Genomic DNA, 15,321 nt, shown 5'->3' on the forward strand with positions numbered 1-15,321 from the left:
ACTCCCACCCCAAAGGCCCTAAGAGCCTTACATGACACAGCGATTGTGGAATTGTGACAGGAATCTGAAACGATCGAACGGGGCTGGTTTTCGTTTCCGGCTCGATTAAACCCCGCCCCATGGACACCGCCGACCGCCTGGCCCGGACCCCGGGCGTGCAAAAGGTCCCCTCGCCGAGGCTGGACCTGTTCATCCGCAAGGCCTTCCTCGCGCCGGACGAATGCGCGGCGCTGGTCGCTCTCATCGACGCCCGGCGGCGGCCCTCCACCCTCGCCGACGACAGCGGCGACGGTCTGTTCAGGACCAGCGAGACCTGCGATCTCGATTCGCGCGAGGCCGCCGTCGCCGCGGCGGAGGCGAAGATCGCCGCCTTCACCGGGCTCGATCCGCGGCACGGCGAGCCGGTCCAGGGCCAGCGCTACGCCGAGGGCCAGGAGTTCAAGGCCCATACCGACTATTTCGAGCCGAACGGCGGCGACTTCGCCCGTTATTGCGCCGTTTCGGGGCAGCGGACCTGGACCGTGATGATCTATCTGAACGAACCGGCCGCCGGCGGCGCCACCCGCTTCAAGACCATCGCCAAGACGGTGCAGCCCGAGACGGGCAAGCTCCTCGCCTGGAACAATCTCCGCGCCGACGGCCGCCCCAACGTGAACACCCTCCATCACGGGATGAAAGTGCGCCGGGGCACGAAATATATCATCACCAAATGGTATCGGGAGCGACCCTGGGGGTAGCGCGTCCCGCCGCTCCGGTTCTTGCCCGCCGCTTCATGTGGAGGCGGAGGACATGCGCCCTTCGCCTCCACCAGCACGCGATCAGATCTCGGGAAGGTAGGCGATGAAGTCGGCCCTGGTGAGCGCGAGCCCCGGATCAAGTTGCGCGAAGAAGAGCGCCGCCGTGGAGCCGCTGCCGTCCGCGTCGTAGAAGAGCCGGCCGGTCGCGTCATCGTAGAGGATACGGTCCTCCGCGTCGCCGGCAGAAGCACCGACGTGGAACGCGTCCGCCCCCAGACGGCCGTCGGCGAGGATCGCTTCGAAAATGGTGCGATCCAGGTAGATATAATCGTCTGCCGTCGAGAAATCGGCGATCGCATCCACATTGGCGATCCGGTGGAGCGCGGTGTCGAAATAGAAGCGGTCGGTTCCCGCGCCGCCCTCGAGGCTGTCATTTCCGGTGCCGCCGTACAATTTGTCGTTTCCGCCCCGACCCTTCAGAACGTCCGCGCCCGAGCCGCCGTCGAGTAGGTTGGAGCCATTGTTGCCGGTGATCGCGTTGGCGAGATTGTTGCCGATGCCGTGGGCCGAGGCGATTCCCGTCAGCGTCAGATCCTCGATCTGGCCCCCAAGCCTGAAGCTGGCCGCGGCCCGCACCGTGTCGATGCCGCCCCCCGCGACCTCCGCAATCCGGTCGGCGCTCGAATCGACGATATAAAGATCGTCGCCCGCCCCGCCCCTCAGCAGGTCCGCCCCCCCTGAGCCATTGAGGACGTTGGCGGCATCGTTGCCGGTGATCCGGTTGGCAAGGCTGTTTCCGGTGCCGTCGATCGCGGCCTCGCCGGTGAGGATAAGATGCTCGACATTGGCGCCGAGGCGGTAGGCGACCGAGCTCTCGACCGTGTCGGTCCCCTCGCCGCCTCGCTCGACGGCGCGATCGGAGCCGTGATCGGCGACATAGCGGTCGTTGCCGCCCCTCCCCCGCATCGTATCGATCCCGACCCCGCCGTCGATCCGGTTGGCGGCGGCGTTGCCGGTGATCGTGTTCGCCAGATCGTTTCCGGTGCCATCGATCGCGCTGTTCCCTGCCAGGATCAGATGCTCGACGTCGACGCCCAGAGCATAGTCGATGACGCTGCGAACGGTGTCGATGCCGGCATCGGCTTGCTCGATCACGACGTCGCCGGCGTCGTCGACCGTGTAGGTGTCGTCTCCTATGCCGCCGCGCAGGTCGTCCGCGCCCGTGCCGCCATCGAGCCGGTCCGCGCCTGCGCCGCCTTCCAGCACATCGTCGCCGCCGTTGCCGTTCAAAACATCGTCGCCGGCCCGCCCTTGGATCAGGTCGTCGCCCTCCATGCCGGTAAGATTATCGGCGTCGGCGGTGCCGGACATGGCGTTGACGGGAGACAGTAGCTGAAGCTTTATCGAGCTGCCGCTGCCGTCACCACCAAGACCGCTATAGTCGGTCCATGTCGAAACGATCTCGCCCGATTTGAGAACGACAAGGTCCGGATCCTGCTGATTGCCCTGGGTTGTCGTGTTGACGAGAAACTCATCTCCGATTTTCGCTCCCCGCTCATCATAGGCTTGGGCGCGAACGCCAAAGCTGCTCGCGTCCCCGCCGCGGCCGCTACCATCCGTCCAGCTGACGATGAAACCGCCCGACGGAAGCGCGGTCACCGTCTGTTCCATCTGTACGTTATTGTTCGCGTCGCCGATCTGGAACTCCGCGCCAACCTTCGAACCATTCTTATCGAACATCTGGCCCGCGACGTTCCAGCGGCTGCGATCGAGATCGCTGCCGACTGTGCCGGTATCGTAGGTCCAGGTCACGACGAAGCCGCCCGAGGCAAGCGTAGTCACCGCAGAGGTGAACTGGTCGCCGGCAACAGTGCGATTGACCAGAAATTCACCGCCAACCTTGGATCCGGAGTTGCTGAACAGCTGACCTTTGATGCCTGATCCGCTGGCATCTCCACCCGTTCCGCTACGATCCGTCCAGGTCAGGACAAAGCCGCCGGATTCGAATGAGGCCATCGAAGGGTTGAATTGCCGGCCCGCAAGCGCAGCGGCTACGTTGATTTCGCCGCCTGTTCGCGCCCCGCTGCCATCAAAAATCTGAGCTTTGACGTCGGAATCGATATTGTCTCGATAGTCAGCCCACGCGATCGCGAATCCCCCGGACGAGAGGGACGTCACCACGGCGCCGGACTGATCGCCGGCGGTCGTGGTGTTCACCAACATTTCCGGTCCGACCTTCGATCCATCGGCGTCGAATATCTGCGCTTTGACGCCCGATGTGCCCATCACTTCCCCGGCGCCGTCCCCACTCTGCCAGGTGGCCACGAAGCCCCCCGAAGGAAGGGCAGTCACAGACTGGAATGCCTGGGATGCCCCCGTCATCGTGTTGATTAGGAACTCTCCGCCCACGGCCTGGCCGTCACTTCCATAGAGCTGTCCCTTGATACTGGACGAGCTCCGGTCGATTTCCTCCTCGACTCCACTCCAATCCGTCCAAGTGACCAGAAAGCCGCCGGATGTAAGGGCAACCGCTTTGGGACTCGTCTGGTCGAAGTGGCTGGAAAAGAAATCTGTGTTGACCAGCACTTCGTTGCCGGAACGCTTGAAAGCGACTGCCATCATTACCCCCCAAAAAAACAAGCGCCCCGATCGAGGCGCCCGCTCGATATCCGGGCAAGTCCGTGAAAGGGCAAGTGGCATTTCCGGTTGCCCGGCTTTGTGAAAATCGCGCCTGGAACGACCTGAAGGGGGAAGAGGGCATCAACGCGAACACGCTCCATAACGGCGTAGGACGCGCAGGAGCGTTGGCTTGATGGAGGTTGGGCGGCGCCTCTAGGGAAGAGCGCCGCCCAGGCCTGCTTCCTAGAAGGTCACACCTAGACCCAGGCTGAACATGCGGCCCAGGTCATAGGTGTTGGTGTCGATGCGGCTGCCGTTCAGCGTCTGATACTCCTCGTAATTCTCGCCGGTGAGGTTCCGCGCCTCGAACTTCAGCTCCAGGTCGGCGCCGAACAGGCGGACGCTCTCGCGCGCGACGAAATCGAGGCGGAGGCCCGGTTCCTCGATCAGGTCCGGCTGCCCCGAAGGGCCGCGGTTGGTGACGCGGCGGCCGGCATAGGTCAGCATCAGGGTCTGCTGCGACAGACGATCGACATTCTCCAGGCCGACCTGGAGGTTGGCGAGATGCCGCGATTGCCCGGTGAGGCGTGATCCATCCTGGAAGAAATTGGCGGCCGGCACGGGCATGCCGCCGCTTCCGACCGGAATGGTCGTGTCGTCGGGCCCGACCTTTATCTTGGAATCGGTGAAGGTGTAATTGCCGATCAGGACAAGGCGGCGCTCGGCGAAGAAGTCACCGCCCACCCCGTCCAGCGGCACATATTTCTGTACCTCGATCTCGCCGCCGACGAGGGTCGCCTCAGGAGCGTTGGCGAAGGTCGTGAAGAAGGTACCGCCCTGCTCGAACGCCACCGCCTCGATCGGCCGGTCGATCTTCTTGTAGAAGCCGGCGAGGCTCAGCCGCTGGTCGCGTCCGAAATAATATTCGTAGCGCGCTTCGGCGTTGAGCAATTCGCTGTCGGTCAGGAACTGGTTGCCGAAGAAGGTGCGGTCGGTCTCGGTGTCGAGATATTGCTGCGGCGCCAGCTCGCGGAACTGCGGACGGGCGATGGTCTTGGAGGCATGGAAGCGAAGCTGCATGTCCTCCGCGAAATTCCACGTCAGCGTCGCGGCGGGGAGGAAATAATCATTCTCCACCTTGGTCGGAACGACATTGGCGCCGCCAAGACCGAACAGGTCTATGGGCGTCACCGTCTGCTTGCCGTCCTCGAAGCGCACGCCGGTCTGCAGCCGCACTTGCGGAACGATCTCCGCCTCCACCTGCGCATAGGCGCCGAACACTTCGAGATCGGCCTCATAGGCGGCGACGCCGGCCGCGCTCGACACGTCGGTGAGGACGATGTCGTAGGTATGGATATTATAGTCGGAGAGAAGATAGTCCGGCCGCTGCTGGGTCACCAGGAAAGGCAGCGCGCCGAGCGGCGTGTAGCGGAATTCCCGGCGGGTCGCCGCGCGGTCGTTCAGATAATAAGACAGGCCCGCCGACGCGGTCACCGCCCGCGCGGTCGGCAGCTCGTAGGCGAAATCGGCGGAGGCCGCATAGACGTTGTCGCTGAGGTCGCTGAAGGCGATCCGGGCATATTGGCCGTTGGAGCGCAGGTCGTTGACGAAATCGTCGGCGATCGAATTGTACCGATAGCCGATCGTCCGCTCGTACGGCGATTCACGCTGCGAATTCGCGTAGGTGGCGCGGACGTCGACGCTGACCGGATCCCAGTCGAACTCGCCGACCAGCTGGGTGTCGATCAATTGTCTTTCGAACCAGGCGGTATTGCCGATGTTGAGCGCGTCGTCGCCGACATTGATCTGGTCGGTGCCGGTCTGGATCCGCGCCTCCTTGATGGTGTCGCGTATGTAGAGGTTGGTCCAGCGCAGCTTGTGCTCGCCGAAATCCAGGCCGAGGCCGAGAAGACCGTTGACCACGATCCGGTCCTCGGTCGACAGGAAGCGGAAATCCTGGTCGGGCTTCAATATCTCGGTGCCGTCGTCGCCGACCGCGGTTCCCCCGGCGAGCTGCTGGAGGCCGCCTTTCGTCTGCCAAGTGTTGCTGTATCCGGCCGCGGCGATGATGCCGAGGCGGGCGCCGCCTATGTCCACGCTCGTGCCGCCGCTGACGTTGAGGCTGCCGTTCACCGGAATGTTCTCATTGCGCTGGATGAGCGTCGTCGAGGCGTTGGCGAGGCTGGCGGTGAAGCCCTTGACCTGCTCTTCGGTGAAATTGGGCCCGATGACGATGAGGTTGCCGCTTTTGAGCGCGCCCGCGAGCGACCCGGGAATGTCGCGGCTGCCGTCGTCGAAGCCGCTCCAGTCGGTGTCGCTGCCATAATAAGTGTAACCGAGCTCGCCGGTCGTCTCGGTGTCGAAGCCGATGCTACCGCCGACTTTGAGGTAGGTCTCCTCGGGCATGGACCGGGTGGTGAGGTTGACGAGGCCGCCGCCAAACTCGCCGGGGTAATTGACCGAATAGCTCTTCTGGACGACCGAGCTGGCGATCACGTCGGTCGGGAAGATGTCGAGCGGCACCACGCGGCGCAGCGGCTCGGGCGAAGGCAAAGGCGAGCCGTTGAGCAATGCCAGCGAATAACGCTCGCCAAGGCCGCGCACGTAGACGAAGCGGCCGCCGACGACGCTGAGGCCGGTGACCCTCTGAAGTGCTCCGGCGATGTCGCCTTCGCCGGTGCGCGCGATGTCGTCGGCCGATAGGACCGAGATGACCTCCGGCGTGCGACGGATCGCGTTGGGAATGTTCCGGCCGACGACGACGATTTCGGCTGCCGCGGACGGCACGCCCGGCGCCGAAATCTCGATCTCCTCCTCGACGGGCTCGGGCCCGGTCTCTTCGGCGACCGTCGGCGCCTCCACCACCTCCTGCGCGAGCGCCGCCGGCGCGGTGAGAGCCGTGGTCAGGAGCAGCATGCCCCCGAAAGCAGCGATAGTCCTCATGGTTATTTCCCGGATATGAATGAGGGCGGCGGCCGGAGCCGCCGCCCGAAGCAGGTTTACGAAGTTCAGCTGTCGGTGCTGGGCACCGGCACCGCCGCGCAGGACGGCGAGCCGGTTCCGAGCCCGCAGGTCCAGCCCTGCCACCAGGTGTCGCTCGCATCCCGGACGGCGCCGATATAATCGGTGTCGACGAAGAAGCTCCGGACCGAGCTGGCCGCGATGGCGTCGACCGCATTCTCGTTGGCGCCGTTGATGAAGACGCTGGTGAGGGTCGAGGTGCCGCTGGCGACGTTGTTCGATCCGCTGTTGAAGATCTGCGCGATCGTCGCGGCGGGGACATCGCTGTCGTCCCGGAACGGCGTGTCGGAGCAGGACAGGAACACCGAGTCGAACCGCGGCGGACCCTTCTCGTCCGGCCCCGCGCCGGCGGCCTGGACGGTCGCGTTGCCGTCCACGTCGAGGCAGACCGGAGCGCCGGTCACCACCGAGTTGACGATGGTGAAGTCCGTGCCGCCGCGCAGCAGGATCGAGTCCGGCGCGTCGGCCGTGCCCTGGCTGACGAAGGTCGCGTTGGCGATCGCCGTGTCCTGGCGCGGCGTGGCGTTCTCGTTGCCCGAGCTGTCCGCCTCGATGATCCGGTCGCCGCCGGTATTGCGCTGGACGACGATCGCGAACTGGATGCCGCCCTTGAAGCCGATATCGGTGTCGATGCTGTCGTCGTCGATGCCGGTCAGGACCAGGTTCTTCTGGTTGACGGTGCCGCCGAACCATTCGATGCCGTCGTCCGAGCTGTTGTGAACCTGGACATGGTCGATGGTCGTGCCGGCGCCGACGCCCGCCAGGGTGATGCCGTTCAGCTCGTTGCCGGGCGATACCTCGAAGCCGGGATAGCGGACCTGGAGATAGCGCAGGCGGCCGCTATTGTCGTTGGGCGAGGCGCCGCCGAAGAAAGCATCGCCCGAAGTGCCTTCGACCGCGCCCTGGCAGCCGACCGTGCCGCCCTCGACATTGCCGATGCAGTCGCTGATCGGCGCGCGGCCGAGGATGACAAGACCGCCCCACTGGCCGATCGAGTCGGCGCCGGACGTGCCTTCGACATTCTGACGGCTGGTCATGATGATCGGCCGGGTGGCGGTGCCTTCGGCGAAAATCTGCGAGCCGCGATTGACCAGCAGGAAGTCCGCGCCCGACGAGCCGAACAGGACGACGCCCGGCTCGATGGTGAGAATGCCCTGCTGGCCGCCCGGCGCGTTGCCGTCGCCGCCGACATCGACGCCGACCTGCACGCCGCCCGACAGCGAATAGATGACGCCGTCGAGATTGCGCAGAGCGACATTGCCGGTGATCCGGCCCGATATCTGGCAGTTGCGAAGATCGTTGATGATGCCGACATTGGCGGTTCCGGTCGGGCAGTCCGCGGCCGGGCCCGGGGTGGGCGTTGGGGTCGGCGTGGGCGTCGGAGTCGGCGTGGGCGTGGGAGCCGGCGTCACGATGACGCCTTCGCCCGGTGAGGCCACGTCATCGGCTCCGCAGGCCGCGAGCGGGATGGCGGTGCCGACGAGAAGAAGGGTACGAAGAAAAGACATGGAGAATCCCCCTTGTGAAGAAGTTGCGAGACTCGGAGCCGCTGGATGCGATTCCGTTCTTCCGTCGGGGAGCTAGGCTTATTCTGTGATGCTTATATTACAGATGGCACGATAGCGGAGACTGACCCAAGTTTATTATTGCCGTAACCTTGGCGTCATTTAAATTACATCGCTACGTAACATGGTTGTAATAAAGTCTATTAGCCGGGCTGTTTGTTGACTTCGAGCGTGCCCTTGAGCCTGCGGCCGCCGCGCAGGAACTCGATCTCGGCGGTGTAGGAACTGGCGAGTTCGTCCGACAGTTCGAGCACCTTCTCCTCGCTCCGGAACGCCTGTCCGTTGACCGCGACGATCATATCGCCCGCGCGGATCCCGGCGCGCTCGAGAATCTCCAGCTTCGCGCCGGGGCGAACCGCGAAGCCGGCGATCCGGCCATTCTCCAGGCGCGGCGCGAGACCGGTCCGGAATTCGATCGTCTCGCGTCCGGCGCGCTCCGCCCGCGACGCATCCAGCGGAGACGGCGGCGCGGCCTGGACCGCGGTGGCGGCCTTGTTGAACTCCAGCCGGGTGTCGCCCGACGCGGTGGCGAAGATCACATGGTGCAGCGCCACTTCCTTGAGGACGATTCCCGGAAGGGCCGCGCGGCCCACCCGAACCACGCGCTCGCCGCCGTCCGGAAAGGCGATGATCGCCGCGCCCCCGCCGAGGACGCCGCGCAGCGCGAGACCGGAGACCGAGGCGGCCGGAATGGACGGCGGCGGTGGCGAGGGCGGCGGCGCGGCGGGGACGGGCGCGACCGAGACCGGAGCATCGACCAGCTCTATTTCGGGTTCGGCGTCGGCGGGGGTGAGGACGTAGACGAGGAACGCCAGCAATGCGATCGCCCCGGCGCCGAGGAATAGCCGCTCGCGGCGGTCGAGAGCAGCGAGTCTCGCTTTCAAGGACAGGACGAACGGCGTCACCGAGGCAGATCCCATCCGATCAGGATATGGCCCCACGATGACAGGTCCATGACCATGTCATTTCGCCACCACCAGCCAGATCGGCCAGGCGGTGATCGCCATCAAGGTGCCGAGGGGCAGCCGGTCCGTGGCCGCTACCGACTTGCCCCTGAGGCGCGATGCCAGGATCGCGGCGAGCCCGACCAGCCCGGCGCCGAGCAGCACCATCGGCAATTGCTGCCAGCCCAGCCACGCGCCCAAAGCCGCCAGCAGCTTGGGATCGCCGCCGCCCATTCCGTCGCGTCCGCGCAGGCGGCGATAGGCCCAGGCGATGGTCCAGAGGATCAGGAATCCCGCCGCCGCCCCGATCGCGCGCTCGTCCAGCGGCGGCCCGACGCCCGCCCAGGCCGCCACGAGCCCGAGCGGCAGCAGCGGCAGCGTCAGGCGGTCCGGAAGCCAATGATGCTCCAGATCGAGCGCGGCGATCAGCAGCAGCCACCAGCCCAGCAAAGCGGTGACGATTGCGGTTTCGGGCGGGTGGGCCAGGAAGGCGACGAGGCCGATGAAGGCGGCGCAAAGCTCGACGGCGACATGGCGTGGGTCGATGACGGCTCCGCAGCGCCGGCAGCGGCGGCGGGCGAGCAGATAGGAGAGGATCGGAATCAGCTCGACCGGGCGAAGCGCAGCGTCGCAAGCGTCGCACCGCGAGCGGCCGCCGAGCGCGGATCGGCCTTGCGGCCAGCGGATCAGCATGACGGCGCCGAAGCTGCCGATGATGGCGCCGAGGAGGAAGCCGAGCGCCGGGTACAGGATGGCCTATTCCGCGACGGCGGCGAGCATGCGCTGCGCCTGGAGGAGGTGCGGGCGGTCGATCATCCGCCCATCCAGCGACAGCGCGCCCGCGCCGGGATTCGCCTCGAACGCCGCCACGACGGCACGGGCATGGGCGATCTCGGCCTCGGACGGGGTGAAGGCCTGGTTGATGACCGGCACCTGGTCGGGATGGATCGCCATCATGCCGGTAAAGCCGTCGCGGCGGGCGCGGGCGGCGTAGGCGGCGAGCCCCTCCAGATCGCGAAAGGCGGGATAGACGGTCTCAATCGGGGCGACTCCGGCCGCCGCCGCGCCGAACAGGCAGAGCGAGCGGGCGAGTTCGTAGGGCGGCGTGTAGCGTCCGTCGGGCTCGCGCGAGGTCGCGGCGCCGATCGCGGCCGGCAGATCCTCCGCGCCCCAGGTGAGGCCCGCGAGCCGCCTGGCGCCGCCATAGGTACCTAGCTGGAACATCGCCGCCGGCGTCTCGGTGGCGATGGCGAGGATTTTGGCGGTGGCATTGCCTTGGCTTGTCAGGCGGCGGGCGAGCTCGGCAACCGACGCGCCTCCCTCCGCCTTGGGGAGGACGATGCCGTCGGGATGGCTGTGCAATATGGCGGCGAGGTCACGATCCGCCTCGCCGCCGTCGAGCGGATTGATCCGCACCCAGAGCGAGGCGTTGAGATTGGCCGCGACAAACGCCGAGACATGCCGTCGCGCCTCGGGCTTGGCCGCCGGGGCCACCGCATCCTCCAGATCGAGGATCAGCGCGTCGGCGCCCGAGCGCAGCGCCTTCTCCATCCGGTCGAGCCGGTCGCCGGGCACGAAGAGGAGCGAACGGAGCTTCATAGGACAACAGACTCGTTCGTCCCGAGCGTAGTCGAGGGGCGGATGCGATGAGTCCGTGCCAGCGCCCCTCGACTTCGCTCGGGACGAACGAATGTTTGGAAGCTGGTCACTTTGGCCTCCGCTGCATGAGCGCCGTCCGCTCGCACACGCAGACTAGTTCATCCCGCTGGTTCAGCATTCGATGCTCGAAGGTGACAATGCCGGCCTCGGGCCGCGATTTCGACTCCTTGAGGGCGATCACCTCGGTCTCGGCGCGGAGCGTGTCACCGATGAACACCGGCTTGGGCATCCGCACCTTGTCATAGCCAAGGTTCGCCACCAGCGTCCCCAGAGTCGTGTCGCCCACCGACAGCCCCACCATCAACGCAAAGGTGAAAGTGCCGTTGACGACGATCCGCCCGAACTCGGTGGCGGCGGCATATTCGGCGTCGAGGTGGAGCGGCTGGGCATTATGGGTCAGCGCGCTGATGAGGAGATTGTCGGTCTCCGTCACCGTGCGATGCGGCTGATGCTGAAGGCGATCGCCGACGGTCCATTCGTCATAGTAGCGGCCGGGCATTATCTTTCCTCCCCCCTTGCGGGGGAGGGATGCGGAGACTTGGCAGCGTGCTGCCTAGTCGTAGCTGGATGGGGGGTGGCGCTGCGCAGCAGCGCCGCGCTCCTCCGGAGCGCACCCCCCATCCAACCTCCGCTAAGCGGCTTCGCCCCTAAGCTGCGGTATCCTTCCCCCGCAAGGGGGGAAGAGAAGGCTGTAGCTAACGTCACTCCGCCTTCTCCACCCGCACCAGCACCATCCCCTCGCTCACCTGCGCGCCCTCGACTGCTTCCAGCTCCGCGACAATGCCATCGAATGGCGCCACCAGGCCATGCTCCATCTTCATCGCCTCCAGGGTCACCAGCTTCTGCCCCTTCGTCACCTTGTCCCCCTGCCGCGCCTCGACCGCGATCACCCGGCCCGGCATCGGCGAGACCAGGGCGCCGTCGGACGCGGTCGCGCCCCCTGCCCCTCCGCCCACGCCCGGCAAGGTGAAGGCGAAGGCCTGGCCCTCCGAAAAGACCAGCATCGTATCGCCATTGGCCGTGGCGACGCCTTCCAGCGCCTGGTCCTCGGCCACCGTCACATTGCGCGTCTCGCCGCCGTGGCGGAGGGCGACACGAAGGTCCGCATCGGCATTGGACCGGAAGCCCTGCAGGGACCGCCACGGATCGCCCGCATCGGAGCGCCCGCCGAAATCCGAGGCCAGCACGGCTTCCGCCGCCAGCTGCCAGACACCGTCGGTGGGCGACGCGTCGGGAACGAGACTGTCGATCTTGGACGGGATGAAGCCGGTGTCCACCTCTCCCGCACGGAAATCCGGATCGGCGGCGGCGCGGGCGAGGAAGGCGGCGTTGGTCCGGACCGGCCAGACCTCGACCTGCTCCAGCACGTCGACCAGCGCGTCGATCGCCTCGTCGCGCGTGTCGCCGGTGGCGATCAGCTTGGCGATCATCGGGTCGTAATAAGGGCTGATCCGGTCGCCCTCCTCCACGCCCGTATCGATGCGGATGCCGCGCCCGAGCACGAAATGGTCGAGCCGCCCGGTCGAGGGCAGGAATTCGTGAGTGGGATCCTCGGCATAGAGCCGCGCCTCCATCGCCCAGCCGTTGATCGACAACTCCTCCTGCGTCTTCGGCAGCTTTTCGCCACTCGCGACGCGGAGCTGCCATTCGACCAAATCCTGCCCGGTAATCTCCTCGGTCACCGGATGCTCGACCTGGAGCCGCGTGTTCATCTCCATGAACCAGATGCGGTCGGCGCGAAGCCCTTCGGACGCGTCGGCGATGAACTCGATCGTCCCCGCCCCGACATAATCGACCGCCTTGGCCGCCTTGACCGCCGCCGCGCAGATCGCCGCGCGCGTCGCCTCGTCCATGCCGGGCGCCGGCGCTTCCTCGATCACCTTCTGGTGGCGCCGCTGGAGCGAGCAGTCGCGCTCGAACAGGTGGACGACTTGGCCGTGGCTGTCGCCGAACACCTGCACCTCGATATGGCGCGGCCGCTCGATATATTTCTCGATCAGCACCCTGTCGTCGCCGAACGAAGCCGCCGCCTCGCGCTTGCAGCTCGTCAGCATGTCGGCAAATTCAGACGCGGCGTTGACCTTGCGCATCCCCTTGCCGCCGCCGCCGGCCACCGCCTTGATCAGCACCGGATAGCCGATCGCGTCGGCCTCGGCCTTCAGCCGCTCCGCCGCCTGATCCTCGCCGAGATAACCGGGCGTCGTCGGCACTCCGGCCTCGTCCATCAGCCTCTTGGCCGCGTCCTTCAGCCCCATCGCCCGGATGCTCGCCGGGCTCGGCCCCGCCCAGACCAGCCCCGCCGCCATCACCGCCTCGGCGAACTCGGCATTCTCCGACAGAAACCCATACCCCGGATGCACCGCCTCCGCCCCCGCGGCCCTGGCGGCGACGAGTATCTTCTCCCCCACCAGATAGCTCTCCCGCGCCGGCGAAGCCCCGATATGCACCGCCTCATCCGCCTCCCGCACATGGAGAGCATGCCGATCGGCATCGGAGAAAACGGCGACGGTGCGAATGCCCATCCGCCGCGCCGTGCGGATGATCCGGCACGCGATTTCGCCGCGATTTGCGATGAGGAGGGATCCAATCATTCGGATTCCAATGGGATTTGATCCGCGCGGACGTCGGCGGCGCAGGTCGGATCATTGGGAAACCGCCCTTGGTCATCCGGCCAGGTCAGCTGTAAATACTTTGGAGGCACCAATGCTCCTGTGTAGCGCGCATACCAGGCGGCAGAACCCAGGTAACTGTCTGGAATTACTGCGTCGATGAACCGCACGGGATAGTTGTTGAGAACGCCGTCCAGTTCTAAGCCGGCCTCAGGCGCTATCCTGCGTTCGCGGAGCTCCTCGACTGCGTTGTTCAACATTCTGACCCTCACGTCAGTCGCCAATCCGAAGCAGATCAACTCCGGCCAGCTAAAGGTCTTGGGTAAGCCGATCGTGTAAGACCACCACTCCTGCGGATCATCACTACCGGCAGCCGGGGCGACCGAGAGCACGAACCATCCGTGGCTATCGACCACGTCAACGATTTTCTGTTCGAAGGCGTCGAGTACTCTCTTGCCCATCATCACATCCTGAACAGGCCGAACTGGGCCCGCTCCGGTATCGGCGCGTTCAGCGTCGCCGCGAAGGCCAGGCCCAGCACGTCGCGCGTCTGGGCCGGATCGATGATGCCGTCGTCCCACAGCCGGGCGGTGGCGTGATACGGATTGCCCTCATCCTCATAACGCTGGCGGATCGGGGCCTTGAACGCCTCCGCCTCCTCCGGCGTCCAGGCCTCCGCATCCTTGTGCACCGTCGCCAGCACGCTCGCCGCCTGCTCGCCGCCCATCACCGAGATGCGCGAATTGGGCCAGGTGAACAGGAACCTCGGCGAGTAAGCCCGCCCGCACATGCCGTAATTGCCGGCGCCGAAGCTGCCGCCGATCAGGACGGTGATCTTGGGCACCTGCGCCGTCGCCACCGCCGTCACCAGCTTGGCGCCGTTCTTGGCGATCCCTTCCGCCTCATATTTGCCGCCGACCATGAAGCCGGAAATGTTCTGGAGGAACAGCAAGGGCGTCCGCCGCTGGCAGGCGAGCTCGATGAAATGCGCGCCTTTCAAGGCGCTCTCACTGAACAATATGCCGTTATTCGCCAGGATCGCCACCGGCATGCCCCAGATGCGGGCGAAGCCGCAGACGAGGGTGGTGCCGTAAAGCGCCTTGAACTCGTGGAACTCGGAAGCATCGACGATGCGGCCGATCACCTCGTGCACGTCATAGGGCGTGCGCACGTCGTCGGGGATGATGCCGTAAAGCTCCTCCGGATCGAGCTTCGGCTCGACCGGGTCGACAATATCCAAGTCGACGGACTTTACACTGTTGAGCCGCGCCACGATGTCGCGGACGATGGCCAGCGCATGATCGTCATTCTCGGCGACATGGTCGACGACGCCGGATTTCCGCCCATGCAGGTCGCCGCCGCCGAGATCTTCCGCGGAAATCACCTCGCCCGTCGCCGCCTTCACCAGCGGAGGTCCGGCGAGGAAGATCGTGCCCTGGTTGCGGACGATCACGCTCTCGTCCGACATGGCGGGCACATAGGCGCCGCCCGCCGTGCAGCTTCCCATCACGCAGGCGATCTGCGCAATACCCATGCTGCTCATCTGCGCTTGGTTGAAGAAGATGCGGCCGAAATGGTCGCGGTCCGGAAACACCTCGGCCTGGTGCGGCAGGTTGGCGCCGCCCGAGTCCACGAGGTACACGCACGGCAGCCGGTTCTGCAGCGCGATCTCCTGGGCGCGGAGATGCTTCTTCACCGTCATCGGGAAATAGGCGCCGCCCTTCACGGTGGGATCGTTGGCGACGATCATCACCTCGCGGCCCGACACGCGGCCGATCCCGCAGATCATCCCCGCGCCGGGCGCTTCGCCTTTGTACATGTCGCAGGCGGCGAGCTGGCCGATCTCCAGGAATGGCGAGCCCGGATCGAGCAGCCGCGCCACGCGGTCCCTCGGTAGCAATTTGCCCCGCGCCACGTGCCGTTCGCGATGCTTCTCCGATCCGCCCAGCGCCGCCTTCGCCACACTCTCGCGAAGGTCGTCGGCGAGCGCGCGATTGTGCGCGGCATAGCGGCGGAAGGTGTCGGAGCCCTCGTCGGTCTTGGAGATGATCTGCACCATCAGCCCCCCAACCCGCTCAGGCTGAGCCTGTCGAAGCCCTGCCTTTTCCTTCCGCCCATGAAGAAGAGCAGCCCTTCGACACGCTCAGGGTAAGCGGTGGTGAGCGCG

11 protein-coding genes are annotated in these 15,321 nt (G+C 65.9%); 1 reads left to right on the forward strand and 10 read right to left on the reverse strand.

Features of this window, described 5'->3' with window-relative positions; translation table 11 throughout:
• The first annotated feature begins 119 nt into the window (after positions 1–119).
• A complete protein-coding gene (locus ACFQRC_RS10530; RefSeq protein WP_379960955.1) occupies positions 120–737 on the forward strand; it encodes a prolyl hydroxylase family protein in 618 nt (205 codons plus the stop codon).
• An 81-nt stretch (positions 738–818) separates the two neighbouring features.
• On the opposite strand, the gene ACFQRC_RS10535 is transcribed toward ACFQRC_RS10530, so the two are convergent.
• The 10 genes from ACFQRC_RS10535 to ACFQRC_RS10580 all read right to left on the reverse strand — a co-directional run bounded on the left by ACFQRC_RS10535 (position 819) and on the right by ACFQRC_RS10580 (position 15,213).
• The gene (locus ACFQRC_RS10535) at positions 819–3,062 is read right to left on the reverse strand and encodes a calcium-binding protein (protein ID WP_379960956.1); all 2,244 of its coding nucleotides are present in this window, start codon (positions 3,060–3,062) and stop codon (positions 819–821) included.
• A gap of 537 nt (positions 3,063–3,599) precedes the next feature.
• Entirely contained in the window at positions 3,600–6,299 is a 2,700-nt protein-coding gene (locus tag ACFQRC_RS10540) for a TonB-dependent receptor domain-containing protein (protein ID WP_379960958.1), read from the reverse strand.
• A 65-nt stretch (positions 6,300–6,364) separates the two neighbouring features.
• Complete coding sequence (locus ACFQRC_RS10545; protein ID WP_379960960.1) at positions 6,365–7,885, reverse strand: hypothetical protein; 1,521 nt, start codon at positions 7,883–7,885, stop codon at positions 6,365–6,367.
• 200 nt (positions 7,886–8,085) lie between these two features.
• Positions 8,086–8,847, reverse strand: coding sequence for a PDZ domain-containing protein (locus ACFQRC_RS10550; protein ID WP_379960962.1), 762 nt, complete (start codon positions 8,845–8,847; stop codon positions 8,086–8,088).
• Between the two features lie 57 nt (positions 8,848–8,904).
• Positions 8,905–9,639 carry a prepilin peptidase gene (locus ACFQRC_RS10555; protein ID WP_379962419.1) on the reverse strand — a complete coding sequence of 245 codons (735 nt, stop codon included), beginning with the start codon at positions 9,637–9,639 and terminating at the stop codon, positions 8,905–8,907.
• Positions 9,640–9,642: 3 nt separating this feature from the next.
• The gene (locus ACFQRC_RS10560; protein ID WP_379960964.1) at positions 9,643–10,485 is read right to left on the reverse strand and encodes an HpcH/HpaI aldolase/citrate lyase family protein; all 843 of its coding nucleotides are present in this window, start codon (positions 10,483–10,485) and stop codon (positions 9,643–9,645) included.
• Between the two features lie 106 nt (positions 10,486–10,591).
• Entirely contained in the window at positions 10,592–11,044 is a 453-nt protein-coding gene (locus tag ACFQRC_RS10565) for a MaoC family dehydratase (protein WP_379960966.1), read from the reverse strand.
• 202 nt (positions 11,045–11,246) lie between these two features.
• The gene (locus ACFQRC_RS10570; protein WP_379960968.1) at positions 11,247–13,136 is read right to left on the reverse strand and encodes an acetyl/propionyl/methylcrotonyl-CoA carboxylase subunit alpha; all 1,890 of its coding nucleotides are present in this window, start codon (positions 13,134–13,136) and stop codon (positions 11,247–11,249) included.
• A complete protein-coding gene (locus ACFQRC_RS10575; RefSeq protein ID WP_379960970.1) occupies positions 13,133–13,618 on the reverse strand; it encodes a DUF4262 domain-containing protein in 486 nt (161 codons plus the stop codon). Before ACFQRC_RS10575 ends, ACFQRC_RS10570 begins: the two co-directional genes overlap by 4 nt.
• Positions 13,618–15,213: a carboxyl transferase domain-containing protein gene (locus tag ACFQRC_RS10580; RefSeq protein WP_379960972.1), complete on the reverse strand. Its 1,596-nt coding sequence runs from the start codon at positions 15,211–15,213 to the stop codon at positions 13,618–13,620. The genes ACFQRC_RS10575 and ACFQRC_RS10580 overlap by 1 nt, the downstream gene beginning before the upstream one ends.
• Positions 15,214–15,321 lie beyond the last annotated feature (108 nt).

The sequence above is a fragment of the Enterovirga sp. GCM10030262 genome (assembly GCF_042666435.1).
GTDB lineage: Bacteria > Pseudomonadota > Alphaproteobacteria > Sphingomonadales > Sphingomonadaceae > Allosphingosinicella.